Below are 24,086 nucleotides of genomic sequence, written 5' to 3'. Positions count from 1 at the left end.
ACATTTGCCACCCGTCGGCGCGGGCGTCCAGCCGCGTGCGCGGCGCATTTGCGACGATTATCCCCGACCGGCTGTCCGGGCACGCAGACAATATCAGGGTAATCCCGGGGAGTGGGGTTTTCCCTATTATGGTGCGGCGCTACATTCTGCACATTAGAGAACGCGCCAGGTATTTGGAATGAAATACCTAATTAATAGGACGGCATTATAGGTGGCGCCGGAAATGCTTGATTCAGCGCGCAAGCGGCTTCGCAGGCGCTGCAGGCATGATTCTTGAAAGCGTAGGAGACGGGTCTGCCAAGTGGGCGGAGATTGCCCCAATCTGTGCATTGGGGAAATTCCCTAGCTCAATTGGCGGGTAAATGGTTCAGGTTGTTGCGTCGCGTATTGCATCCGCAAAGAAAGGGGATACAATGCGCGCGTTTCAAATTGAAACTAAACAAAGGCGGTCCAGGGAATACGTCCGGGAGGCGTGTTATTTCCCTGTTTTTGTGAATCCTAGGAGATCACTCATGCAATTCACGTTTGCCAAGATTCTGCCGATCGCGGCCGCTGTGGCGCTGGTCGCTGCATGTGGCAAGAAGGAAGAAAAGCCGGCCGATGCGGCAGCATCCGCACCGGCAGCCGCCGCGGCCCCCGCCGCTGCCGCTGGTGGTGAAACCGTCGTCAAGATCGGCCACGCTGCGCCGCTGACGGGCGGCATTGCCCACCTTGGCAAGGACAACGAGAACGGCGCGCGCCTGGCCGTCGAGGAAGTGAACAAGACCGGTCTGGAGATCGGCGGCAAGAAGATCAAGCTGGAACTGGTTGGCGAAGACGACGCCGCCGACCCGAAGACCGGCACCGCCGTGGCGCAGAAGCTGGTGGATGCCAAGGTCGTGGCCGTGGTGGGCCACCTGAACTCGGGCGTGTCGATCCCGGCCTCGAAGATCTACAGCGATGCCGGCATCGTCCAGATCTCGCCGTCGTCGACCAACCCCGACTACACCAAGCAAGGCTTCAAGACGACCTACCGCGTGGTTGCCACCGACGCCCAGCAGGGCCCGGCACTGGCCAACTACGCCGCCAAGAGCCTGCAGGCCAAGAGCGTGGCCATCGTCGACGATGCCACCGCCTACGGCAAGGGCCTGGCCGACGAGTTCGAGAAGACCGCGAAGGCCGCTGGCGTGAACGTCGTGGCACGTGAAGCCACGAACGACAAGGCCACCGACTTCAAGGCCATCCTGACCAAGATCAAGGGCAAGAAGCCGGACGTGATCATGTACGGCGGCATGGACGCCACCGGCGGTCCGTTCGCCAAGCAGGCCAAGGAACTGGGCATCTCGTCGAAGATCGTCGGCGGTGATGGCGTCTGTACCGACAAGGTGGCTGAACTGGCCGGCGACGCCGTGACCAACATCATCTGCTCGGAAGCCGGCCTGGCCCTGTCCAAGATGGAAACCGGCGCCGACTTCGAGAAGCGCTACCAGGCCCGTTTCAACTCGCCGGTGCAAATCTACGCACCGTTCACCTATGACGCCGTCATGGTGATCGTGGATGCGATGAAGCGCGCCAACTCCGCCGAACCGGCAGCCATCCTGGCCGAAATGCCCAAGACGAACTACAAGGGCGTGATCGGCAACATCGCCTTCGACGAGAAGGGCGACATGAAGGAAGGCACCATCACGCTGTACGAGTACAAGGACAAGAAGAAGTCCGTCCTCGACGTCGTGAAGATGTAATCGGGCTTACCGGCCCCATCGAACGGCACCGTGAGTACCTTGCGGTGCCGTTCTTTTTAGTCTCGCCAACGTGTTATCAGCATCCTTACCATGGATGGAACAGGGCGGGCAGCACACCAGCAAACTCACTATCAACCTACCCGATCTATCCAACATTACCGTCCCTTCCCAAGGCATCCACACCATGCCGGCCGGAGCGGGGCTGAAGCAGGAGTTTTCATGGATATCTTTATCCAGCAGATCGTGAACGGTCTGGTGCTCGGCAGCATCTACGCGCTGATCGCACTGGGCTACACCATGGTCTACGGCATTCTGGGCATCATCAACTTCGCTCACGGCGACGTCCTGATGATTGGCGCGCTGACCGCTTTGTCGGCAATCATGGGGCTGCAGAAATTCGCCCCCGGCCTGCCCGAATGGCTGACGCTGGTGATCGCCACGCTGATCGCCATGCCCGTCTGTGCAGTGCTTGCCTACACGATCGAGCGGGTCGCCTACCGGCCGTTGCGCAATGCGCCGCGCCTGGCCCCGCTGATCACCGCGATCGGGGTCTCGATCATCCTCCAGACCATGGGGATGCTGATCTGGTCGCGCAACCCGCTGACGTTCCCGCAGCTGCTGCCGTCGGAACCGATCGACATCGGCTCCACCGGCGCCACCATCACCGGCAAGGAAATGGTCATCATCGGCCTGGCCGTGATGGTCATGGCCGGCCTGCTGGCCCTGGTGAACCGCACCAAGCTCGGCCGCGCCATGCGCGCCACCGCCGAGAACCAGAAGGTGGCGGGCCTGATGGGCGTGAACCCCAACTTCGTGATCTCGGCCACGTTCATGATCGGCGCCACGCTGGCGGCGCTGGCTGGCGTGATGATGGCCACCAACTACGGCAACGCCCACTTCTACATGGGCTTCATCCCGGGCCTGAAGGCGTTCACCGCCGCGGTGCTGGGCGGCATCGGCAACCTGGCTGGCGCCATGGTGGGCGGCATGCTGCTGGGCCTGATCGAGGCACTGGGCGCCGGCTACATCGGCGACCTGACCAATGGCGTGTTCGGTTCGAACTACCAGGACGTGTTTGCTTTCATCGTGCTGATCACCGTGCTCGTGTTCCGTCCGTCCGGCATCATGGGCGAACGTGTGGCAGACCGCGCCTGAGGAGAGAGAATCCATGAATACCCCGATTCCATCCACGGCCGTGGCCGCGCCGTCGCGTGTGCCGGCCAAGACGCTGGCCGCGCTGCTGGTGTTCCTGGCGGTGGCACTCTGCGCGCCGTTCTTCGTCCAGTCCTTTGGCGGCAACTACTGGGTGCGCGTGCTGGATTTCGCGCTGCTCTACATCATGCTGGCGCTGGGCCTGAACATCGTGGTCGGCTTTGCCGGCCTGCTTGACCTGGGCTACATCGCGTTCTACGCGGTGGGGGCCTACAGCATGGCGCTGCTCGGGTCGCCGCACCTGGCCAACCAGTTCGAGTGGATCCAGCAACTGGCGCCGAACGGCGTCCACCTCACGATGTGGCTGGTACTGCCCATCGCGGTGCTGATCGCGGCCACGTTCGGCGTGCTGCTGGGCGCGCCGACCCTGAAGCTGCGCGGCGACTACCTGGCCATCGTGACGCTGGGCTTTGGCGAGATCATCCGCATCTTCATGAACAACCTGGACCGTCCGGTCAACATCACCAACGGCCCCAAGGGCATCACGGCGGTAGACCCGGTGCACATCTTCGGCTTCGACTTCTCGAAATCGCACGAGATCTTCGGGATGAAGTTCACGCCGGTGTTCATGTACTACTACCTGCTGGTGTTCCTGGTCATCGTGATCGTGTTCATCTGCCTGCGCCTGCAGAACTCGCGGATCGGCCGCGCGTGGGTGGCCATCCGTGAAGACGAGATCGCCGCCAAGGCCATGGGCATCAACACCCGCAACATGAAGCTGCTGGCGTTTGCCATGGGTGCGTCGTTCGGCGGCGCCTCGGGCGCGGTGTTCGGCGCGTTCCAGGGCTTCGTGTCGCCGGAATCGTTCACGCTGTGGGAATCGATCTACATCCTGGCCATCGTGGTGCTGGGCGGCATGGGCCATATCCCGGGCGTGATCCTGGGCGGCATCCTGCTGGTGGGTTTCCAGGAACTGCTGCGCGTCGTGGCGGAACCGATGCAGACCGGCCTGTTCGGCCACGTGATCGTCGATGCCGAGGTGCTGCGCCAGCTTCTGTTCGGCCTGGCGCTGGTGGTGGTGATGCTGTACCGCCCGGCCGGCATCTGGCCGTCCCCGCGCAAGGAAGACCGCCCAGTGGTGCGCCGCGCGGGCAGCGTGGGCCGTTTCTGAACAGGAGGACAACATGAGCCAATCCGAATTCCTCCTGTCCGTACAGGGGGTCAACAAGCGTTTCGGCGGCCTGCAGGCGCTGTCCGATGTGGGCCTGCAGATCAAGCCCGGTGAAATCTACGGCCTGATCGGCCCCAACGGCGCGGGCAAGACCACGTTCTTCAACGTGATCACCGGCCTGTACACGCCCGATTCGGGCGAGTTCGTGCTGAACGGGGCGCCGTACCAGCCCACGGCCGTCCACGAGGTGGCCCGCACCGGCATTGCGCGCACGTTCCAGAACATCCGCCTGTTCGGCGACATGACCGCGCTGGAAAACGTGATGGTGGGCCGCCACGTGCGGACCAAGGCCGGCATCTTCGGCGCCGTGTTCCGCCCGCCCGCGGTGCGCCGCGAGGAGGAGGGCATCGAGGACATGGCCCACGACCTGCTGGACTACGTGGGCATTGGCAAGTACGCCAATTTCACGTCGCGCAACCTGTCGTACGGCCACCAGCGCCGCCTGGAAATCGCCCGCGCGCTGGCCACCGAGCCCAAGCTGCTGGCGCTGGACGAACCGGCCGCCGGCATGAACGCGACCGAGAAGGTGGAACTGCGCGGCCTGCTGGAGAAGATCCGCAACGATGGCAGGACCATCCTGCTGATCGAGCACGACGTGAAGCTCGTGATGGGCCTGTGCAACCGGCTGACCGTGCTGGACTACGGCAAGGTCATCGCCCAGGGCCTGCCGCACGAAGTCCAGAACAATCCTGCCGTGATCGAGGCCTACCTCGGCGCGTCGGCGCACTAAGGCGGGAGAGACGCAACATGACACAGACGATTCTCAAGATTTCCGGCCTGAAGGTGGCCTACGGCGGCATCCAGGCCGTCAAGGGCGTGGACCTGGAGATCCAGGACGGCGAACTGGTGACGCTGATCGGCGCCAACGGCGCCGGCAAGACCACCACGATGAAGGCCATCACCGGCCTGCAGGGCTGGGCCGGCGGCGACGTGGAGTACATGGGCAAGTCCATCAAGGGCGTGCCCAGCTACACGCTGCTCAAGCAGGGCCTGGCGATGGTGCCGGAAGGCCGCGGCGTGTTCGCGCGCATGACGATCACCGAGAACCTGCAGATGGGCGCGTACACGCGCAACGACGAGGCCGGCATCAAGGCCGACATCGACCGCATGTTCGAGACTTTCCCGCGCCTGAAGGAACGCGCCAACCAGCTTGCCGGCACGATGTCCGGCGGCGAGCAGCAGATGCTGGCCATGGCGCGCGCGTTGATGAGCCAGCCCAAGCTGCTGCTGCTGGACGAGCCGTCGATGGGCCTCTCGCCGATCATGGTCGAGAAGATCTTCGAGGTGGTGCGCACCGTGTCGGCCCAGGGTGTGACCGTGCTGCTGGTGGAGCAGAACGCACGCCTGGCGCTGCAGGCCGCCCACCGCGGCTACGTGATGGAGTCCGGCCTCATCACGATGAGCGGCGACGCCAAGCAGATGCTGGACGACCCGAAGGTGCGCGCCGCGTACCTGGGGGAATAAGCGGGTCAGCCGTCGGTCGGTCTGCTCCCCTCTCCCGCATGCGCGAGAGGGGCCGGGGGAGAGGGCTAGCAGCACAAGCTGCAAGGGCCGTCGGCGAGGACCAAAAAAAACGCCTCGCAACCGCGAGGCGTTTCTCATTGCCGGACCACTCCGGTCCAGGCCCAGGCTCAGCCCAGCTTCTTCAGCAGCTCGCGCAGCATGCCGATCATCTGGTCGATTTCCTCGCGCGTCACGTTCAGGGCCGGCATGAAGCGCAGCAGGTTCGGGCGCGGGGCGTTCAGCAGCAGGCCGGTCGGGTTCATCTCGCGGGCTTCTTCCACGATCTGCGGGCCGATGTCCTTGCCCAGCACCAGCGCGCGCAGCAGGCCCTCGCCGCGCTCGCCGCCCAGGCCGAACTCGGCCGACAGCGCCAGCAGCTGCTCGCGCAGGTAGGCGCCCTTGGCCTTCACGTCGTCCAGGAAGCCCGGCGCGGTCAACTGGGCGATCACCGAGCTGCCGACGGCCGTCATCAGCGGGTTGCCGTTGTAGGTGCCGCCCTGGTCGCCGGCCTCGAAACTGGCCACGTCGGCCTTGCAGAGCAGGGCCGACAGCGGCACGCCGCCGCCAATGCCCTTGCCCAGCGTCATGATGTCCGGCTCCACGCCCGACAGCTCGTACGCGAACAGCGTGCCGCAGCGGCCACAGCCGGTCTGCACTTCATCGACGATGAACAGCAGCTTGTGCTTGTCGGCCAGCGCGCGCAGGCCCTGCATGAACTCGCGGCTGGCCGGGATCACGCCGCCTTCGCCCTGCACCGGCTCCAGCATGATGCCGACGGTCTTGTCGGTGATCAGCTTTTCCACCGATGCCAGGTTGTTCAGCTCGGCCTTCGGAAAGCCCGGCACCTGCGGCGCGAAGATGGTGTCCCAGCCGGCCTTGCCCGACGCGCTCATCGTCGCCAGCGTGCGGCCGTGGAAACTGTGGTCCATCGTGATGATTTCGAACGCGCCGTTCTTGTGCTTGCGGCCCCATTTGCGCGCCAGCTTGATCGCGCCCTCGTTGGCCTCGGCGCCGCTGTTGGCAAAGAAGACCTTGTCGAAGCAGCTGTTGTCGGTCAGCTGGCGGGCCAGCTTCAGCATGGGCTCGTTGTAGAACGCCGGGCTGGGGTTCAGCAGCTTGCGCGCCTGCTGCTCCAGCGCCTGGATCATGCCCTCGTTCGAGTGGCCCAGCGCGTTGACGGCCCAGCCTTGCACGAAGTCCAGGTATCGCTTGCCGTTATGGTCCGTCAGCCACGATCCCTTGCCTTCCGTGAAGACCAGTTCGGGGCGGTTGGTGATGTACATCAGCGATTGGACGGGATACTCGGCAAATGCCATGGCGGACTCCTGGGGTCGGCATGAAACGATGGACGGACAAAAGCAAAAAGCCACGGGGGATGCCCGTGGCTTGTTGACCTGAACAGACGCTGTCGACGGTCAGCCGCGCGGCACCCCGGAGGGGAGCAACGTACGAGCGCGGCGTCGGAGGATGGCGGTGTTCATGGCGGCCAATATAAGACGCATGCGTCCGGGTGTCAAAGCGAAATTTGGCAGACCCGGGTGGCATTGTTGTGTCGGCGGAACGGCCCGGCGCGCGCGTCAGGCGGCCCCGGCCGGGTGCAGGTCGGCCTCGGACGTGAACGAATCGGCAAAGAACGCGTCCTCGTGCAGCCGGCACTGGGCCGTGAAATCGGTCCGCGCGGCGTTGACCATGACCGGGGCGCCGCAGGCGTAGACCTCGTGGCCGGACAGGTCCGGATGGTCGGCGATCACGGCCTGGTGGACAAAGCCGGTGCGGCCGGTCCAGTTGTCTTCCGGCCGGGCGTCGGACACCACGGGCACGTAGCGGAAGTTCGGCAGGTCGCGCGCCCACTGCTCGCACAGCGCGTGCATGTACAGGTCCTGCGGGCGGCGGCCGCCCCAGTACAGCGTCATCGGGCGCGTGATGCCGGTGTAGGCGGCGTGCTCGACGATGGCCTTGATCGGCGCGAAGCCGGTGCCCGACGCCAGCAGGATGATCGGGCTGTCCGATTCCTCGCGCAGGAAAAAGCTGCCCAGCGGGCCTTCGAAGCGCAGGATGTCGCGCTCCTTCATCGCCGGCATGCCTTCCTTGGCGCCGAACACGTAGTCGGTGAACGCGCCGCCGGGCATGTGGCGGATGTGCAGTTCGATCGGGCCTTCCTCGTGCGGCGGCGTGGCAATCGAGTAGCTGCGGCGCTTGCCGTCGCGCAGCAGGAATTCCACGTACTGGCCGGCCAGGAACTGCATGCGCTCGGTGGCGGGCAACTGGAGCTTGATCGCGATCACGTCATCGGCCAGCCGTTCCATGGTACTGACGCGGCACGGGATCTTCTTGATGGGGATGTCGCCGGCGCCATGCACCTCGCGGCATTCGATCGTGATGTCGGACGTGGCGTTGGCGCAGCAGAACAGCGCGCGGCCCTCGGTCTTTTCCTGCGCCGTCAGTGCCGAGGCAGCGTGGTCGCCCTGCTGGATCGTGCCTTCGACGACACGGCCCTTGCAGGACCCGCAGGCGCCGTTCTTGCAGCCGTAGGGCAGGCCGATGCTATGGCGCAGCGCGGCGCCCAGGATGGTTTCGTCGGCGGCCACTTCGAACTTGTGGCCACTCGGCATGACGGTAACTTGATAAGCCATAATCGGGTCTATGAACCAAATTCTGTCGCCGCAAGCGGCGTTGTCTTCCCCTCGGGGCGTCCGGCGTCGTCGGCTGGGCCGGCCGCGCCTGCTGATCGTGGGCTGCGGCGACGTGGGCACCCGCATCCTGCGGGAGCTGGCCACGCGCATGCGCGTGTTCGCCGTCACGTCGCAACCGGCCCGGCGGGCGGAGCTGCGCGAGGCCGGCGCGGTGCCGCTGGTGGCCGACCTGGATCGTCCCGCCACGCTGGCGCGGCTGTCGCGCCTGGCGGACCGGGTCATCAACCTGGCGCCGCCGCCCGGCCTGGGCGAGGGCGATCCGCGCACACGGGCCTTGCTGGCCGCCCTGCGGCGCACCGCGTGGCGCCGGGCGCGCACTGCGCGCTTCGGCCCCGGCCCCGGCGAGGCCGCCATTCTATCCGAGCGGGGCTGGCACCGCGCGTTCGAAGCGTCCGCGCGCCACCGGGCCAACGGGGCCTTCGTCTACGCCAGCACGACCGGCGTCTACGGCGACCGCGGCGGTGCCCGCGTGCAGGAATTCCACGCGGTACGCCCGCAGACCGCCCGCGCGCGACGGCGCGTGGCGGCGGAGTCGGCGGTGCGCGCGTTCGGCCGCGACGCCGGCTGGCGCGCCAGCATCGTCCGCATCCCGGGTATCTATGCCGACGACCGCCTGCCCGTGGCGCGGCTGCACAAGCGCACCCCGGCGCTGGCGCCGCAGGACGACGTCTACACCAGCCACATCCACGCCGACGACCTGGCGCGCGCGATGATCGCCGCGCTCTGGCGCGGCCGGCCCCAGCGGGTGGTCCACGCCAGCGACGACACCGAACTGCGCATGGCCGACTATTTCGACCTCGTGGCCGACCGCAAGGGGCTGCCCCGCCCGCCCCGCATCAGCCGCCAGCAGGCCCGCGAGACCATCGATCCCACGCTGCTGAGCTTCATGAGCGAATCCCGCCGGCTGGACAACCGCCGGCTGAAGCGCGAGCTGCGGCTCAGGCTGCGGTATCCGACCGTGGCGGCGTTCTTCGATCGCTGAGCGGCGCCCGCCGGCCGGTTTGCTCCCCAGGCACGACACTTGCCACGCTTCCGTCAGCCACCCTGTCTATACAGCCACGGTGCGCCGGACGGATGTCGATGCTTCCACCCGGTGCACCACCACCCCCTGATGCACCCCGAAAGGGCGCCAGCACCCGCATAGCGGACGATGCACTTTGCCGGCGGCCGGGGTAAACACCGGGTTGGTCTTGTATATACAGGTTTGCTAGAGTGCCCGTCAGGCCGAGCGCGGACACAGCGCCGCCTGGTCCAGGAGACGGGACCCACATCCAGAAAAGACCCAACGGGAGCCGACAGCATGAAGCTGCACCGCCGCGCCGCATTGATCCTTTCCACCCTGGCATTCGCCACGCTGGCCGCCGCCCCGGCCCAGGCCCAGAACACGCCGGTTGCCATCGGCATGAGCGGCTGGACCGGCTTCGCGCCGCTGTCGCTGGCCGACAAGGCCGGCATCTTCAAGAGGCACGGGGTGGACGTGGAGATCAAGATGATCCCGCAGAAGGACCGGCACCTGGCGCTGGCCTCGGGCGCGATCCAGTGCGCGGCGACCACGGTCGAGACGCACGTGGCGTGGAATGCCAATGGCGTGCCGATCACGCAGATCGTCCAGCTCGACAAGTCGTACGGCGCCGACGGCCTGGCCGTGCGCGGCGACGTGAAGTCGTTTGCCGACCTCAAGGGCAAGACCATCGGCGTCGATGCACCGGGTACCGCGCCGTACTTCGGCCTGGCGTGGATGCTGAAGAAGAACGGCATGACGCTGAAGGACGTCAAGCTGACCACGCTGTCGCCGCAGGCCGCCGCGCAGGCGTTCGTGGCCGGCCAGAACGACGCGGCGATGACCTACGAGCCGTACCTGTCCACGGTGCGCGCCAACCCGGACAAGGGCCGCATCCTGGCCACCACGCTCGACTATCCGATGGTGACCGATACGCTGGGCTGCGCGCCCAAGTGGCTCAAGGACAATCCCAAGGCCGCGCAGGCGCTGGTCGACAGCTACTTCGAGGCGCTGGAGCTGATCCGCAAGGAGCCGGAAAAATCCAACGAGATCATGGGCGCGGCGGTCAAGCAGACCGGCGAGCAGTTTGCCAAATCGTCGTCGTACCTGCGCTGGCAGGACAAGGCGGCGAACCAGAAATTCTTCTCGGGCGAGCTGGCCAGCTTCAGCAAGGAAGCGGCCGACGTGCTCAAGGACATCGGCGTGATCCGCCAGGTGCCCGACGTGACGGCGCTCTATGACGCCCGGTTCCTCAAGTAAGCGGGAGGCCACGATGTCGCAAGCCTCCACCACGCAGGCGCCCGCGCCCATCGTCGCCGCGGCGGCCGACCGCGCGCCGCGCGCCCGCCATCCGTGGCTGTCGCCGCTGGTGCCCGTGTCGTCGCGGGCCCGCTGGATGCTCGGCCTGTCGTTCTTCGTGCTGTTCTTTGGCGTCTGGGCGGCCGCCACGCTGGGCGGATTCGTGTCGCGCACGTTCCTGGCCGATCCGCTGACGATGGCCAACGAAGGCTGGCTGCTGTTCACGCAGTACGGCTTCATCGGCGACATCGGCATGACGGTCTGGCGCGTGGTGGGCGGCTTCGTGCTGGCGGCCGTGCTGGCCGTGCCGCTGGGCATCCTGATGGGGTCGTACAAGGCGGCCGAGGCGTTTTTCGAGCCGTTCGTGTCGTTCTGCCGCTACCTGCCGGCATCGGCGTTCATCCCGCTGCTGATCCTCTGGGCCGGCATCGGCGAGACGCAGAAGCTGCTGGCATCTTCATCGGCTCGTTCTTCCAGATCGTGCTGATGGTGGCGGTGACCGTGGGCGGCGCGCGCAAGGACCTGGTGGAGGCGGCCTACACGCTGGGCGCCACGCCGCGCGGCATCGTCCGGCGCGTGCTGATTCCGGGCGCGGCGCCCGAGATTGCCGAGACGCTGCGGCTGGTGCTGGGCTGGGCCTGGACGTACGTGATCGTGGCGGAGCTGATCGGCTCGTCGTCGGGCATCGGCCACATGATCACCGACAGCCAGGCGCTGCTGAACACTGGCCAGATCATCTTCGGCATCATCGTGATCGGCTGCATCGGGCTGGTGTCCGACCTTGTCTTCAAGCTGGCCAACCAGCGCCTGTTCCCGTGGAGTTCGATCAAATGAGCGCGCTGTCGATCCAGCAGGTTTCTCGTACTTTCGCCAATCCGAACGGGGGCAGCACGCAGGCGCTGCTGCCGGTGGACTTCGAGGTGCGCGACAACGATTTCGTGACGATCCTGGGTCCGTCGGGCTGCGGCAAGTCCACGCTGCTGCGCATCGTGGCCGGGCTCGATGCGCCCAGCGGCGGCCGGGTGCTGCTGGACGGCCAGCCCGTGGCCGGCCCCGGCGCCGACCGCGGCATGGTGTTCCAGTCGTACACGCTGTTTCCGTGGCTGACCATCGAGCAGAACGTCCGCTTTGGCCTGCGCGAGCGCGGCATGAGCCTGGCCGAGCAGAAGGAGCGTAGCGATTTCTTTATTTCGCGCGTCGGGCTGCGCGGTTTCGAGCAGCACTATCCGAAGCAGTTGTCGGGCGGCATGCAGCAGCGCACGGCAATTGCGCGCGCGCTGGCCAACGACCCGAAGATCCTGCTGCTCGACGAGCCGTTCGGCGCGCTGGACAACCAGACGCGCGTGCTGATGCAGGAGCTGCTGCTGGGCATCTGGGAATCGCACCGCAAGACGGTACTATTCGTCACGCACGATATCGACGAGGCCATCTTCATGGCCAACCGCGTGGCGGTCTTTTCCGCGCGGCCCGGTCGGATCAAGAGCGAGATCGCGGTGGATTTTCCCCATCCGCGCCATTACACGATCAAGACGTCGCCCGAGTTCTCCGTGCTCAAGGCACGGCTCACCGAGGAGATTCGCGCCGAGGCCATGGCTTCGGCCGAACACTGACCGGGCAGCCCGCAGACCCATCCATGAATTCGTCCGCCCATCCGGCAGCCCACCCCGCGGCGCCCGCCCCCGCCGCCAACGCCCCGGCCGCGCTGTACCAGCAGGTCAAGGAATACATCGCGCGCCAGATCCAGAGCGGCGCGTGGCAGCCGGGCGACCGCGTGCCGTCCGAGCAGGAGCTGGTGAACCGGTTCTCGGTGTCGCGCATGACGGTCAACCGCGCACTGCGCGAGCTGTCGGAGCAGGGCAGGGTGGTGCGCGTGGCCGGCGTGGGCACGTTCGTGGCCGAGCACAAGCCGCAGTCCACGCTGCTGTCGGTGGTTAACCTGCAGGACGAGATCCGCATGCGCGGGCACGACTACGCGTGCGACGTGATCCTGGTGGAGCGCGTGTCCGCGTCGATTGAGGTGGCCGCCGCGCTGGAGCTGCGCACCGGCGAATCGGTCTACCACTCGATCTGCATCCACCGCGAGGACGGCGTGCCGGTGCAGCTGGAAGACCGCTACGTGAACCCGCGGGTGGCGCCCGATTTCATCACGCAGGACTTTGCCGATACCCAGCCCGGCGAATACCTGCTGCGCAACGTGCCGTACGACCAGGTCGAGCATGTGGTCGACGCCATCGCCGCCACGCCCGAGCAGGCCGCGCAGCTGGAAATGCCGCCCACCCAGCCGTGCCTGCTGCTGACGCGCCGCACGTGGACCAGTGGCGTACCGGTCACGTTCGTGCGATGCCTGCATCCGGGCAACCGGTACCGGCTGGGCAGCCGCTTTCGCGCCGACGGCAATCCCGCCTTCGGCTAGGACAAGAAGCCCGAGGGCCGGCCAGAAACCGGTCCACGGGTTTATTTTTCGACTAACCTGTATAGACAGGCTCATACAACAAGCCACTACCCGAGGCGCCGCAACATGACCGCAGATTCCCGCCCCCTCCTGACCCTGAACCCCGGCCACGTGACGCTGGACGACCTGCGCCGCATCCATCGTGGCGAAGTGCGCCTGGCGATGGCCGACGCCGCCTGGGCCGGCGTGCGCGCCGCGCAGGCCACCGTGCAGGACATCATCGACGCCGACGCCGTGGTCTACGGCATCAACACCGGCTTCGGCAAGCTGGCCCAGTCGCGCATCGCGCACGACAAGCTGGCCGAGCTACAGCGCAACCTGGTGCTGTCGCACAGCGTGGGCACCGGCCCCGACCTGGCGTCGGACACCGTGCGGCTGATCCTGGCGATCAAGGCCGTGAGCCTGGCGCGCGGCCATTCGGGCGTGCGCCCCGAACTGATCGAGGCGCTGCTGGCGCTGGCCAACCACGGGGTCACGCCGTGCATCCCGGCCAAGGGGTCGGTCGGCGCGTCGGGCGATCTGGCGCCGCTGGCGCATATGTCGTGCACGCTGATCGGCGTGGGCGACGTGCTGGTCGATGGCCGCCGCGTGCCGGCCGCGCAGGGGCTGGAACACGCGGGGCTGCGGCCGTTCACGCTGGGTCCCAAGGAAGGGCTGGCGCTGCTCAACGGCACCCAGGTGTCCTCCGCGCTGGCGCTGGCCGGCCTGTTCGCGGCCGAGGACACCTTCGCCGCCGGGCTGGTGGCCGGCGCGCTGTCGCTGGAAGCCATCAAGGGCTCGGTCAAGCCGTTCGACGCCCGCATCCACGTGGCGCGCGGCCAGGCCGGCCAGATCGCCGTGGCCGGGGCCGTGCGCGCGATGCTGGACGGCAGCGACATCGTCGACTCCCACAAGACCTGCGGCCGCGTGCAGGACCCGTATTCGATCCGCTGCCAGCCGCAGGTGATGGGTGCCTGCCTGGACAACCTCGCGCACGCCGCCCGCATCCTGCGCATCGAGGCCAACGCCGCGTCGGACAACCCGCTGGTCTTCTCCGAGCAGGGCGACGTGGTGTCGGGCGGCAACTTCCACGCCGAACCGGTGGCCTTCGCGGCCGACATCCTGGCGCTGGCCATCGCCGAAATCGGCGCGATCTCCGAGCGCCGGCTGGCGCTGCTGCTCGATACGGGCCTGTCCGGCCTGCCGCCGTTCCTGGTGCGCGACGGCGGCCTGAACTCGGGCTTCATGATCGCGCAGGTCACGGCGGCGGCGCTGGCGTCGGAAAACAAGTCGCTGGCGCACCCGTCCAGCGTCGACAGCCTGCCCACGTCGGCCAACCAGGAAGACCACGTGTCGATGGCCACCTACGGCGCCCGCCGCCTGGGCGACATGGCCGCCAACACGGCCGTGATCGTCGGCATCGAGGCCATGGCGGCCGCGCAGGGCATCGAATTCCACCGCCCGCTCAAGTCGTCGCCGCTGGTGGAGCAGGAACTGGCCCGTATCCGCAGCCGCGTGGCGTTTGTCGAGCAGGACCGCTACCTGGCGCCCGACATCGAGGCGATGAAGCAGTGGGTGGTACAGGGCGACGCCGGCGCCGGCTGGCCCGCCGCCGTCCGCGACATCCTGCCCACCAACGCCGCAGCCTGACATCCGAACCCCTTCGCAGAGACACGAGACCGCCATGAACGCCAACGAACGCCAATTCACCGACACCGCGCGCGGCCAGCGCGAGATCCGCGCCCCGCGCGGCAGCCAGCTTCACTGCAAGAACTGGCTGATCGAGGCCGCGTACCGCATGATCCAGAACAACCTCGACCCCGACGTGGCCGAGCGCCCGCAGGACCTGGTGGTCTACGGCGGCATCGGCAAGGCCGCGCGCAACTGGGAATGCTTCGACGCCATCCTGGACAGCCTGCGCCGGCTGGGCGAGGACGAATCGCTGCTGGTGCAGTCGGGCAAGCCGGTGGGCGTGTTCCGCACCCATGCCGACGCCCCGCGCGTGCTGATCGCCAACTCCAACCTCGTGCCGCACTGGGCCACCTGGGACAAGTTCAACGAACTGGACCGCGCCGGGCTGATGATGTTCGGCCAGATGACGGCCGGCTCGTGGATCTACATCGGCACGCAGGGCATCGTGCAGGGCACGTTCGAGACGTTCGTCGAGGCCGGCAACCAGCACTATGGCGGCGACCTGACCGGCAAGTGGATCCTGACCGCCGGGCTGGGCGGCATGGGCGGCGCGCAGCCGCTGGCCGGCGTGCTGGCCGGCGCGTGCGTGCTGGCGATCGAGTGCCAGGAGTCGCGCATCGACTTCCGCATCCGCACGCGCTACCTGGACAAGAAGGCCACCACGCTCGACGAGGCGCTGGCGATGATCGAATCGGCCACCCGGCAGGGCCAGGCCATCTCGGTGGGCCTGCTCGGCAACGCGGCCGAGATCGTCCCGGAACTGGCGCGCCGGGCGCAGGCTGGCGGCATGCGGCCGGACATCGTGACCGACCAGACGTCGGCGCACGACGTCATCAACGGCTACCTGCCCGAAGGCTGGACTGTCGCGCAGTGGGAAGACCTGCGCGTGCGCGACCCGAAGGCCGTCGAGGCCGCCGCGCGCCAGTCCATCGTCAAGCACGTGCGGGCGATGCTGGCCTTCCAGCAGATGGGCGTGCCGACCGTCGACTACGGCAACAACATCCGCCAGGTGGCGTTCGAGGAAGGCGTGCAGAACGCGTTCGACTTCCCCGGCTTCGTGCCGGCCTATATCCGCCCGCTGTTCTGCCGTGGCAAGGGGCCGTTCCGCTGGGTGGCGCTGTCGGGCGACCCCGAGGACATCTACAAGACCGACGCCAGGATGAAAGAGCTGTTCCCGGACGACAAGCCGCTGCACCGCTGGCTGGACATGGCGCGGGACCGCATCGCGTTCCAGGGCCTGCCGTCGCGCATCTGCTGGGTGGGGCTGGACGAGCGCCACCGCGCCGGGCTGGCGTTCAACGAGATGGTGCGCAACGGCGAACTGAAGGCACCGGTCGTGATCGGGCGCGACCACCTGGATTGCGGCTCGGTGGCGTCGCCGAACCGGGAGACCGAAGCGATGCGCGATGGGTCCGACGCGGTGTCCGACTGGCCGCTGCTCAACGCGCTGCTGAACACGGCCGGCGGCGCCACGTGGGTCAGCCTGCATCACGGCGGCGGCGTGGGCATGGGGTTCTCGCAGCACGCCGGCGTGGTCATCGTCTGCGACGGCACCGAGGCCGCCGACCGCCGCATCGCGCGCGTGCTCTGGAACGACCCGGCCACGGGCGTGATGCGCCATGCCGACGCGGGCTACGACATCGCCATCGCCTGCGCGCAGGAAAAGGGCCTGAACCTGCCGATGGTGAACCGCTGATGCGCGCCACGCCGTTCACGCTGGACGCCATCGCGCCCACGCCGTGGAAGAACGGTGGCGGCAGCACGCGCGAGATTGCCGTGTGGCCGCCCGGCGCGGGCATGGACACCTTCGACTGGCGGATCAGCGTGGCCGACATCGCCACGGACGGGCCGTTCTCGGCCTTTCCGGGCATCGACCGCCAGATCGTGCTGATGGAAGGCGCGGGCGTGCACCTGCAGGCGCACGACGACTCGTTCTGCCACAAGCTCGTGCGCGTGGGCGAGCCGTTCGCGTTCTCCGGCGACACGGCCGTGCACGCCACGCTGGTGGACGGCCCCACGCGCGACTTCAACGTGATGACCCGGCGCGGCACCTGTCGCGCCCACCTATCGACGATGCATGCGCCATTCACGACCGAGTCGGTCGACGGGGCCGATGGCGCCGATGCCACCGTGCTGCTGCTGGCGTTGCGCGGCGCGTGGCAGGCCGGCGACGGCCAGCGGCTGGCGGCCGGTGCGGGCCTGCTGGTGCCTGCCGGCCTGCCGGCCATCGCCTGGCAACCGGCCGAACCTTCCGCGCTGTGCCTGCGCGTGACCTTGCTTGGGGAGCGGGACCGATGAACATCCACGACGCGCCGTCCGCCGACGGCGTCTGGCATCACTGCCACCTGCTGCCCGATGGCGACCCGGACCGCGCGATCCGCGACGGCGCGCTGGTCGTCGAGCATGGCCGGGTGGCCTGGATCGGCGCGCACGCCGCGCTGCCGGGCGACTTTGCGCACCTGGACCGCCACGACGCCGGCGGGGCGTGGATCACGCCTGGGCTGGTCGATTGCCACACGCACCTGGTCTACGGTGGCCAGCGGGCTGACGAGTTCGCGATGCGGCTGGCCGGCGCCAGCTACGAGGACATCGCGCGCGCCGGCGGCGGCATCGTGTCCACCGTGCGCGCCACGCGCGAGGCCGACGAGGCCACGCTGTTCGCGCAGTCGGCCGTGCGGCTGCAGGCGCTGCTGGCCGAGGGCGTGACGGCCATCGAGATCAAGTCCGGCTACGGGCTGTCGCTGGACGCCGAGCGCAAGCAGTTGCGCGTGGCGCGGCAACTGGGCGAAGCATTCGGCGTGACCGTCCACACCACGTTCCTGGGTGCCCACGCGCTGCCGCCCGAGTACGCGGGGCGCGCCGACGACTATATCGAGCTGGTCTGCGGCACGATGCTGCCGGCACTGGCCGAAGAGGGGCTGGTCGACGCGGTGGATGCGTTCTGCGAGGGCATCGGCTTCTCGCCGGCGCAGACCGCGCGCGTGTTCGACGCCGCCGCGCGCCACGGGCTGCCGGTCAAGCTCCATGCCGAACAGCTGAGCAACCTGGGCGGCGCGGCGCTGGCCGCGCGGCACCGCGCGCTGTCGGCCGACCATCTCGAACACCTGGACGAAGCCGGCGTGGCCGCGATGGCCCAGGCCGGCACCGTGGCCGTGCTGCTGCCCGGCGCCTACTACTTCCTGCGCGACACGCACCTGCCGCCGCTGGCGCTGCTGCGCCAGTACGGCGTGCCGGTCGCCATCTCGACCGACCACAACCCGGGCACGTCGCCCACCACGTCGCTGCTGCTGATGATGAACATGGCCTGCACGCTGTTCCGCATGACCGTGCCGGAGGTACTGGCCGGCGTCACCACGCACGCCGCGCGTGCGCTGGGCGCGGCCGACCGGCATGGCTGCCTGGCCCCCGGCCGCGCCGCCGACTTTGCGCTCTGGCGCGTGGCATCGCCGGCGGAACTCGCGTACTGGTTCGGCCGCAATCCGTCTGCCGGCGTGGTGCGGCAGGGCAGGGTGTTCCGATGAGCGCCGGCCAACTGTTCGCGCGCGACGCGCTGCTGCCCGATGGCTGGGCCCGCGACGTGCTGCTGGCATGGGACGCGCAGGGCGCGTTCACCAGCGTGACGGCCGGCGCCGCACCCGCGCCCGGCGTGCCGCAGGCGGCGGGGCCGGTGCTGCCGGGCATGCCGAACCTGCACTCGCATGCGTTCCAGCGCGGGTTTGCCGGGCTGACGGAGTACCGCACCGTGTCGCCCGACGGCGACGATCCGGCCGGCGCCGATTCGTTCTGGAGCTGGCGCACGCTGATGTACCGCTTTGCGCTGCGCGTGGGGCCCGATGCGCTGGAAGCCATCGCCACGCAGCTCTATATCGAAATGCTGCGCGCGGGCTATACCAGCGTCTGCGAATTCCACTACGTCCACCATGATCCGGACGGCCGGCCCTATGCCGACCGGGCCGAAATGTCGCTGCGGCTGCTGCGCGCCGCGCAGGCCGCCGGTATCGGCATGACGCTGCTGCCGGTGCTGTACCAGACCGCCGGCTTTGGCGAGCAGCCCGCGCAGGCCGACCAGCGCCGCTTTCTGCACGATACCGATGCCATGCTGGCGCTGCTGGAACGGCTGGCGCCGCACTGCGCCGCCTATGGCGCGCGGCTGGGGCTGGCGCCGCATTCGCTGCGCGCGGTGCCGCCGCGCAGCCTGGCGCAGGCCGTGGCCGCGCTGCACGCAATGGACGCCACGGCGCCGGTGCATATCCACATCGCCGAGCAGCAGAAGGAGGTGGACGACTGCCTGGCGGCCACCGGCGTGCGGCCCGTGCAATGGCTGCTCGACCATGCGTCCGTGGACGCGCGCTGGTGCCTGGTGCACGCCACGCACATGGACTGGGACGAGCGGCGCCGGCTGGCGCGCAGCGGCGCGGTGGCCGGCATCTGCCCGACCACCGAGGCCAACCTGGGCGATGGCGTGTTCGACGCCGCGCCGTACCTGGCGCAGCAGGGCGCGTGGGGCATCGGATCGGACAGCCATGCCAGCGTCAGCGTGGCCGAGGAACTGCGCACGTTCGAATACGGCCAGCGGCTGGGCCTGCAGCGCCGCAACGTGCTGGCGTCGGCCGCGCACCCGCAGGTGGCGGACCGGCTGTGGCTGGAAGCGGTGTCCGGCGGCGCGCAGGCCGCGGCGCGGCCGGTGGCCGGGCTGGCGGCAGGCCAGCGTGCCGACTTCATCGTGCTGGACGGCCAGCACCCGACGCTGGCCGGGCTGGATGGCCCCAGGGCGCTGGCGACCCACGTGTTCGCCAGCCACGGGCATGAGACACTAGCGGAAGTCCGCACGGGTGGCACGTGCCGCGTGCAGCACGGCGTGCATCGGGATCAGGCCGATGCGGGCCGGTTGTTCGCCGAGGCGCGCGCCCGGCTGCTGGCGGACTGACGCGCCGCCGGCCCGTCCTCGTTACAAAAGCCTCAGAGACACAAAGCCCCCACGATGTCCTCCTCCTTCCGCACCGATACTCCCGCCTTCACGCTGCATCGCGGCACGCGCCCGCTGCTGGTGTCGATGCCGCACGTCGGCACCCACGTACCCGCCGGGCTGGCCGCGCGCCTGACGCCCGAGGCCCGCACCGTGCCCGACACCGACTGGCACATGGACCGCCTGTACGACTTTGCGCGCGACCTGGGCGCGTCGATCCTGATGGCCACGCATTCGCGCTACGTCGTCGACCTGAACCGCCCGCCCGACAACGCCAACCTGTACCCCGGTCAGGACACCACGGGCCTGTGCCCGGTGGACACGTTCGACAAGACGCCGGTCTACGCCGACGGCGAGCCCGGCCCCGACGACGCCGAGATCGCGCTGCGCCGCGACGCGATCTGGCATCCGTACCACAACGCGCTGCAGGCCGAACTGCAGCGCCTGCGCGACGCCCACGGCACGATCGCGCTCTGGGACGCCCACTCGATCCGCTCGGTGCTGCCGCGCTTCTTCGAAGGCAAGCTGACCGACTTCAACCTGGGCACCGCCGACGGCAAGAGCTGCGACCCCGAACTGGCCGCCAGCCTGTTCGACATCGCCAGCGCCGTGCCCAACCATACGGCGGCGCTGAACGGCCGCTTCAAGGGCGGCTACATCACGCGCCAGTACGGCAACCCGGCCGCCGGCGTGCACGCCGTGCAGCTGGAGCAGACGCAATCGTCGTACATGGAAGAGGTCTACCCGTTCGCGTACGACGAAGCCAGGGCCGCCAACATCCGCCCAGCCATCCGGCAGATGCTGGAGACGGTGCTGGCGTTCGTCGAGGCGCGCTGAGCCGGCGGCCTACTTCTTGGTCACGTTCTTGTCGGCCTTGCTGCCGGTGGCCTGGTTGTACCGCTCCACGTAGTCCTCGAACAGCTTGCGGATCGACTTGCCGATCTTGGCGTAGTCGGACTCGTTGAGGTTGGCCAGCGACACGCGCCCCGACGGGTGGCGCGTGCCGAAGCCGCGGCCCGGCAGCAGCACCACGCCGGCTTCCTCGGCCAGGCGGAACAGCAGTTCGGTGGGTTCGGTCGACGACAGCACCCATTTCACGAACTCGGGCCCCAGCGCCTTGCCGCCGAGCTGTTCGATGTCGAGCAGCGTGTAGTAATCCACCACGTTCGGGTCGGCGGCGTCCTCGGGGGCGATGCCGATCTCCCTGAACAGCGCGGCCTTGCGGCTGCGGATCAGCCGCTTCATCGCCTGCTTGTAGGCGTCCGGCGTGTCCATGAGCGAGAACAGCGAGAACAGCACCATCTGCACCTGCTGCGGCGTGGACAGCCCCGCCGTGTGGTTCAGCGCCACGGTGCGGCTGTCGGCCACGATGCGGTCGATGAACTTGAGCGTGTCCGGCGTGGTGGTGATCGAGTTGTAGCGCTTGTGCAGTCCCTTGCGCTGGTCCTCGGGCAGCTGGGCCAGCTTCTCGTCGAAGATGTTGTCGCGGTGGGTGGCGATCACGCCCAGCCGCCAGCCCGTGGCGCCAAAGTACTTCGAGAACGAGTAGACCAGGATTGTGTTGCGCGGGCAAAGCGCGAACAGCGAGACGAAGTCGTCGGCAAAGGTGCCGTAGACGTCGTCGGTCAGGATGATCAGGTCGGGCCGCTCCTCGATGATCGACGCCAGGTATTCCAGGCTCTCGTCGCTCATCCGCACGGACGGCGGGTTGCTCGGGTTGACCAGGAAGAACGCCTTGACGCTGGGGTCGCGCAGCTTGTCCAGCTCCTGGTTCGAGTACTGCCAGCGCGACTCGGGGTCGGCGTCGATCGACAGCTCCACGAGCTGGTAGTCGTTCAGCTCCGGGATCTCGATGTACGGCGTGAAGATCGGCATGCCCAGCGCGATCTTGTCGCCGGCCTTGAGCATGTGGTTCTCGCGCATCGAGTTGAACAGGTAGGTCATGGCCGCCGTGCCGCCTTCCACGGCGAACAGGTCGAACTCGCCGATGAACGGGTGCTTGCCGATCATCTCCCTGCGGATGTACTGGCCGACGATCACCTCGCTCAGCTTGAGCATGCGGTCCGGCACCGGGTAGTTGCAGGCCAGGATGCCCTCGCACATCTCGTACAGGAAGTCGGCGGCGCTCAGGCCGAGCTGGTCGCGCACGTACGACACCGCGCCGGCCAGGAACTTCACGCCCGGTACCTCCTGGTTCTCGCGCGCGAACAGGTCGAAACGTTCCTCGATGCCGTCGCGGCGCGGGAATCCGCCCACGCCCTCGGGCATGTACTGGAACGAGCGCTCCGACTCGCGCATCGCAAACAGGCCAAGCTGCCAGAAGCCGTGGCGCGGCACGGTGGCCAGGAAGTTCGGGTTGCCACGGCCCGCGTTCAGCATCAGGCGGTTGGCATCGCTGCTGGCCAGCTTGATCAGTTCGTCCTTCAGTTCGAACGGCGACAGGCTGGACAGCGTGGACAAGTCCGGTTTGCTCATGGCATTGCTCCTTTCGGGAATCCGTGTTCGATGAGGCATCAGGAAACGGCCATCAGACAAAGCCGACGACCAGGGGGCCAAGCAGCGTCAGCAGGACGTTGGCCAGGGCATAGGTAATGGCGAACGGCACGGTCGGCACGGGGCTTTCGGCCTTGTCGAGGATGCCGCCGAAGGCCGGGTTGGCACTGCGCGAGCCCGACAGCGCGCCGGCCAGCAGCGCGGCGTTGTCGTACTTGAGCACGTAGCGGCCGAAGAACATCGTCAGGAACAGCGGCAGCAGCGTGACCACGGCGCCCAGCAGGAAGATGGTCACGCCGCTGTGGCGCAGCGTGTCCACGGCCTGCAGGCCGGAGTTGATGCCGACGATGGCCACGAACGCGGCCAGGCCAAAGTCCTTCAGCAACTGGCAGGCCGCCGTGGGCATGGCGCCGTACATCGGGTGCTTGGACCGCGCCCAACCGAACACCAGCCCGGACAGCAGCGCGCCGCCGCCGGCGCCCAGCGTGAGCGGGATCGACCCGATCCGCACCACCAGCAGGCCGATCAGCAGCCCCACCAGCACGCCGGCGCCGAAGTAGACAAAGTCGGTCTTCTCGCTGGGCACCAGCTCATAGCCGGCGCGCTCGGCGGCGCGCTTGGTGTCGGCCGGGGTGCCGTAGAACGTGATGATGTCGCCGTGCTGGAGCTTCAGGTCGGGCAGGATCGGCAGCGGATGGTCGTAGCGCTCGATCCGCTCCAGGTACACGCCGTGGCGCATCTCGCGGCTTACGTTGGCCACGATCTCGCCCAGCGGCTTGTTGTTGAGCCCCTTGCGCGTAAAGACCGCGCGGCGCGTCTGCATCACCATGCCCATGCCGTCGGCGTCGGCCACCTCGTCGCCAATCACCAGCGCGGTCGGCACCATGGCGTCGCGGCGGCCCACCAGCAGCACGATGTCGCCGGCCTCCAGCACGGTGTCCTGGCCGAATTCGATCACCTTGCCGGCGCGCTGCACCTTTTCCACGGTGATCAGGTCCTCGCCGCCCACCTCGATGTCCTTGACCGTCTTGCCGGCCGCCGCGGTCACGCGGAACAGCCGCCCCACCAGCCGCGGCAGTGCGCCGAACTGGCCTGGCCCGAACTGCGGCAGGCCGCCGTGCATGGCCGCCTCCACCTTCTTGGCGTCGGTCTTCAGGTCCGCCTTCATGAAGCGCGGCAGGATGTTGACGCAGACGATGATGGCGCCCAGCGATCCGAACACGTAGGTCACCGCATAGCCGATGGCCACGTTGGCCTGCAGGATCTTGACCTGGTCGGGCGGCAGGCCGAGCTTGGTGATGGCGTCGCCGGCCGTGCCGATGATGGCCGACTGCGTCATGCCGCCGGCCGCCAGCCCCGCCGCGATGCCCTTGTCGAGGTTGAAGATCTTGGCCAGCACCACGACCGTGACAAGCCCCGCCAGGGCCATGAACACGGCCATGGCGATCTCGCGCAGCGAATTGCGGTTCAGCGAGTTGAAGAACTGCGGGCCGCTCTCGTAGCCCACGGCGTAGATGAAGACCGCGAACATCACGGCCTTGACGCCGTTGTCGATCTCCACGCCCACCTGGCTGATGATCACGGCCGCCAGCAGCGACCCGGCCACCCCGCCAAGCTGGAACTTGCCGAACGTGATCTTGCCGATCGCGTAGCCGATGGCCAGCGACAGGAACAGCGCCGACTCGGGCGATTTCTGAAAGATGGTGTGCAACCAGTCCATGGAAACTCCTCTGCGAAACAAAGGCTGAAGGGGCGCGGACCGGCGAGCGCTGCGGCAGCCCGCCCGGCCTGCGGGGCACAGCTACTTCGGCACCGTGGCGAGGGCGCCGGCCATGGCGACGGCAACCGGGCCGAGCAAATGGCAGCAGGACATTGGAGATGGCGTAGGGAATCGTGTAGCCGCCT

19 protein-coding genes and 1 pseudogene are annotated in these 24,086 nt (G+C 68.0%); 16 read left to right on the top strand and 4 right to left on the bottom strand.

What is annotated here, in order from left to right:
- The first annotated feature begins 512 nt into the window (after nt 1–512).
- From EPAKOI_RS13185 to EPAKOI_RS13165, 5 genes are all read left to right on the top strand, one after another.
- Nucleotides 513–1,721, top strand: a complete 1,209-nt coding sequence (locus tag EPAKOI_RS13185) for a branched-chain amino acid ABC transporter substrate-binding protein (protein WP_124683375.1) — start codon at nt 513–515, stop codon at nt 1,719–1,721.
- Nucleotides 1,722–1,940: 219 nt separating this feature from the next.
- Nucleotides 1,941–2,876, top strand: coding sequence for a branched-chain amino acid ABC transporter permease (locus EPAKOI_RS13180; protein ID WP_124683376.1), 936 nt, complete (start codon nt 1,941–1,943; stop codon nt 2,874–2,876).
- A 13-nt stretch (nt 2,877–2,889) separates the two neighbouring features.
- Nucleotides 2,890–4,044 (top strand): ABC transporter permease subunit, encoded by a 1,155-nt coding sequence (locus tag EPAKOI_RS13175; RefSeq protein ID WP_124683377.1) that lies wholly within the window; start codon nt 2,890–2,892, stop codon nt 4,042–4,044.
- Nucleotides 4,045–4,057: 13 nt separating this feature from the next.
- A complete protein-coding gene (locus EPAKOI_RS13170) occupies nt 4,058–4,834 on the top strand; it encodes an ABC transporter ATP-binding protein (protein ID WP_124683378.1) in 777 nt (258 codons plus the stop codon).
- Nucleotides 4,835–4,851: 17 nt separating this feature from the next.
- Nucleotides 4,852–5,568 (top strand): ABC transporter ATP-binding protein, encoded by a 717-nt coding sequence (locus EPAKOI_RS13165; protein WP_313835267.1) that lies wholly within the window; start codon nt 4,852–4,854, stop codon nt 5,566–5,568.
- Between the two features lie 167 nt (nt 5,569–5,735).
- On the opposite strand, the gene EPAKOI_RS13160 is transcribed toward EPAKOI_RS13165, so the two are convergent.
- Nucleotides 5,736–6,923 carry an acetylornithine transaminase gene (locus tag EPAKOI_RS13160; RefSeq protein WP_124683380.1) on the bottom strand — a complete coding sequence of 396 codons (1,188 nt, stop codon included), beginning with the start codon at nt 6,921–6,923 and terminating at the stop codon, nt 5,736–5,738.
- Nucleotides 6,924–7,184: 261 nt separating this feature from the next.
- Nucleotides 7,185–8,240, bottom strand: a complete 1,056-nt coding sequence (locus tag EPAKOI_RS13155; RefSeq protein ID WP_124683381.1) for a CDP-6-deoxy-delta-3,4-glucoseen reductase — start codon at nt 8,238–8,240, stop codon at nt 7,185–7,187.
- Between the two features lie 10 nt (nt 8,241–8,250).
- Between EPAKOI_RS13155 and EPAKOI_RS13150 the strand changes: the two genes are divergently transcribed.
- From EPAKOI_RS13150 to hutG, 11 genes and pseudogenes are all read left to right on the top strand, one after another.
- On the top strand, nt 8,251–9,282 hold the full coding sequence (locus EPAKOI_RS13150) for an NAD-dependent epimerase/dehydratase family protein (protein ID WP_423192385.1): 1,032 nt from the start codon (nt 8,251–8,253) through the stop codon (nt 9,280–9,282).
- 318 nt (nt 9,283–9,600) lie between these two features.
- The gene (locus EPAKOI_RS13145; protein ID WP_423192384.1) at nt 9,601–10,560 is read left to right on the top strand and encodes an ABC transporter substrate-binding protein; all 960 of its coding nucleotides are present in this window, start codon (nt 9,601–9,603) and stop codon (nt 10,558–10,560) included.
- A gap of 13 nt (nt 10,561–10,573) precedes the next feature.
- Nucleotides 10,574–11,433, top strand: a pseudogene (locus EPAKOI_RS13140) (ABC transporter permease).
- Complete coding sequence (locus EPAKOI_RS13135) at nt 11,430–12,209, top strand: ABC transporter ATP-binding protein (protein ID WP_124683385.1); 780 nt, start codon at nt 11,430–11,432, stop codon at nt 12,207–12,209. Before EPAKOI_RS13140 ends, EPAKOI_RS13135 begins: the two are co-directional and overlap by 4 nt.
- 23 nt (nt 12,210–12,232) lie before the next feature.
- Nucleotides 12,233–13,012 (top strand): histidine utilization repressor, encoded by a 780-nt coding sequence (gene hutC, locus EPAKOI_RS13130; protein WP_423192383.1) that lies wholly within the window; start codon nt 12,233–12,235, stop codon nt 13,010–13,012.
- A gap of 105 nt (nt 13,013–13,117) precedes the next feature.
- On the top strand, nt 13,118–14,680 hold the full coding sequence (hutH, locus tag EPAKOI_RS13125; RefSeq protein WP_423192382.1) for a histidine ammonia-lyase: 1,563 nt from the start codon (nt 13,118–13,120) through the stop codon (nt 14,678–14,680).
- Between the two features lie 34 nt (nt 14,681–14,714).
- Nucleotides 14,715–16,418 (top strand): urocanate hydratase, encoded by a 1,704-nt coding sequence (gene hutU, locus EPAKOI_RS13120; RefSeq protein WP_423192381.1) that lies wholly within the window; start codon nt 14,715–14,717, stop codon nt 16,416–16,418.
- Nucleotides 16,418–17,020 carry a HutD family protein gene (locus EPAKOI_RS13115; protein ID WP_423192380.1) on the top strand — a complete coding sequence of 201 codons (603 nt, stop codon included), beginning with the start codon at nt 16,418–16,420 and terminating at the stop codon, nt 17,018–17,020. The genes hutU and EPAKOI_RS13115 overlap by 1 nt, the downstream gene beginning before the upstream one ends.
- Nucleotides 17,017–18,243 (top strand): imidazolonepropionase, encoded by a 1,227-nt coding sequence (gene hutI, locus EPAKOI_RS13110; protein ID WP_423192379.1) that lies wholly within the window; start codon nt 17,017–17,019, stop codon nt 18,241–18,243. The genes EPAKOI_RS13115 and hutI overlap by 4 nt, the downstream gene beginning before the upstream one ends.
- The gene (locus tag EPAKOI_RS13105) at nt 18,240–19,649 is read left to right on the top strand and encodes a formimidoylglutamate deiminase (RefSeq protein ID WP_423192378.1); all 1,410 of its coding nucleotides are present in this window, start codon (nt 18,240–18,242) and stop codon (nt 19,647–19,649) included. Before hutI ends, EPAKOI_RS13105 begins: the two co-directional genes overlap by 4 nt.
- Before the next feature lie 54 nt (nt 19,650–19,703).
- On the top strand, nt 19,704–20,525 hold the full coding sequence (gene hutG, locus EPAKOI_RS13100) for an N-formylglutamate deformylase (protein WP_423192377.1): 822 nt from the start codon (nt 19,704–19,706) through the stop codon (nt 20,523–20,525).
- 9 nt (nt 20,526–20,534) lie between these two features.
- Here the strand turns inward: hutG and EPAKOI_RS13095 are convergent, their stop codons facing one another.
- A complete protein-coding gene (locus tag EPAKOI_RS13095) occupies nt 20,535–22,163 on the bottom strand; it encodes a bifunctional aspartate transaminase/aspartate 4-decarboxylase (RefSeq protein WP_313835256.1) in 1,629 nt (542 codons plus the stop codon).
- A 52-nt stretch (nt 22,164–22,215) separates the two neighbouring features.
- Nucleotides 22,216–23,901, bottom strand: coding sequence for an aspartate-alanine antiporter (gene aspT / locus EPAKOI_RS13090; protein WP_124683394.1), 1,686 nt, complete (start codon nt 23,899–23,901; stop codon nt 22,216–22,218).
- Nucleotides 23,902–24,086: the final 185 nt, after the last annotated feature.

It is taken from the genome of Cupriavidus sp. H18C2, assembly GCF_049393795.1.
Taxonomy (GTDB): Bacteria; Pseudomonadota; Gammaproteobacteria; order Burkholderiales; family Burkholderiaceae; genus Cupriavidus; species Cupriavidus pauculus_C.
This window is presented reverse-complemented; position numbering and strand designations above follow the sequence as displayed.

What these genes read in the sequence shown, in the direction of transcription:
- EPAKOI_RS13185 (WP_124683375.1), top strand. Translation starts at nt 513, where the DNA reads ATGCAATTCACGTTTGCCAAGATTCTGCCGATCGCGGCCGCTGTGGCG.
- EPAKOI_RS13180 (WP_124683376.1), top strand. Translation starts at nt 1,941, where the DNA reads ATGGATATCTTTATCCAGCAGATCGTGAACGGTCTGGTGCTCGGCAGC.
- EPAKOI_RS13175 (WP_124683377.1), top strand. Translation starts at nt 2,890, where the DNA reads ATGAATACCCCGATTCCATCCACGGCCGTGGCCGCGCCGTCGCGTGTG.
- EPAKOI_RS13170 (WP_124683378.1), top strand. Translation starts at nt 4,058, where the DNA reads ATGAGCCAATCCGAATTCCTCCTGTCCGTACAGGGGGTCAACAAGCGT.
- EPAKOI_RS13165 (WP_313835267.1), top strand. Translation starts at nt 4,852, where the DNA reads ATGACACAGACGATTCTCAAGATTTCCGGCCTGAAGGTGGCCTACGGC.
- EPAKOI_RS13160 (WP_124683380.1), bottom strand. Translation starts at nt 6,923, where the DNA reads ATGGCATTTGCCGAGTATCCCGTCCAATCGCTGATGTACATCACCAAC.
- EPAKOI_RS13155 (WP_124683381.1), bottom strand. Translation starts at nt 8,240, where the DNA reads ATGGCTTATCAAGTTACCGTCATGCCGAGTGGCCACAAGTTCGAAGTG.
- EPAKOI_RS13150 (WP_423192385.1), top strand. Translation starts at nt 8,251, where the DNA reads ATGAACCAAATTCTGTCGCCGCAAGCGGCGTTGTCTTCCCCTCGGGGC.
- EPAKOI_RS13145 (WP_423192384.1), top strand. Translation starts at nt 9,601, where the DNA reads ATGAAGCTGCACCGCCGCGCCGCATTGATCCTTTCCACCCTGGCATTC.
- EPAKOI_RS13135 (WP_124683385.1), top strand. Translation starts at nt 11,430, where the DNA reads ATGAGCGCGCTGTCGATCCAGCAGGTTTCTCGTACTTTCGCCAATCCG.
- hutC (WP_423192383.1), top strand. Translation starts at nt 12,233, where the DNA reads ATGAATTCGTCCGCCCATCCGGCAGCCCACCCCGCGGCGCCCGCCCCC.
- hutH (WP_423192382.1), top strand. Translation starts at nt 13,118, where the DNA reads ATGACCGCAGATTCCCGCCCCCTCCTGACCCTGAACCCCGGCCACGTG.
- hutU (WP_423192381.1), top strand. Translation starts at nt 14,715, where the DNA reads ATGAACGCCAACGAACGCCAATTCACCGACACCGCGCGCGGCCAGCGC.
- EPAKOI_RS13115 (WP_423192380.1), top strand. Translation starts at nt 16,418, where the DNA reads ATGCGCGCCACGCCGTTCACGCTGGACGCCATCGCGCCCACGCCGTGG.
- hutI (WP_423192379.1), top strand. Translation starts at nt 17,017, where the DNA reads ATGAACATCCACGACGCGCCGTCCGCCGACGGCGTCTGGCATCACTGC.
- EPAKOI_RS13105 (WP_423192378.1), top strand. Translation starts at nt 18,240, where the DNA reads ATGAGCGCCGGCCAACTGTTCGCGCGCGACGCGCTGCTGCCCGATGGC.
- hutG (WP_423192377.1), top strand. Translation starts at nt 19,704, where the DNA reads ATGTCCTCCTCCTTCCGCACCGATACTCCCGCCTTCACGCTGCATCGC.
- EPAKOI_RS13095 (WP_313835256.1), bottom strand. Translation starts at nt 22,163, where the DNA reads ATGAGCAAACCGGACTTGTCCACGCTGTCCAGCCTGTCGCCGTTCGAA.
- aspT (WP_124683394.1), bottom strand. Translation starts at nt 23,901, where the DNA reads ATGGACTGGTTGCACACCATCTTTCAGAAATCGCCCGAGTCGGCGCTG.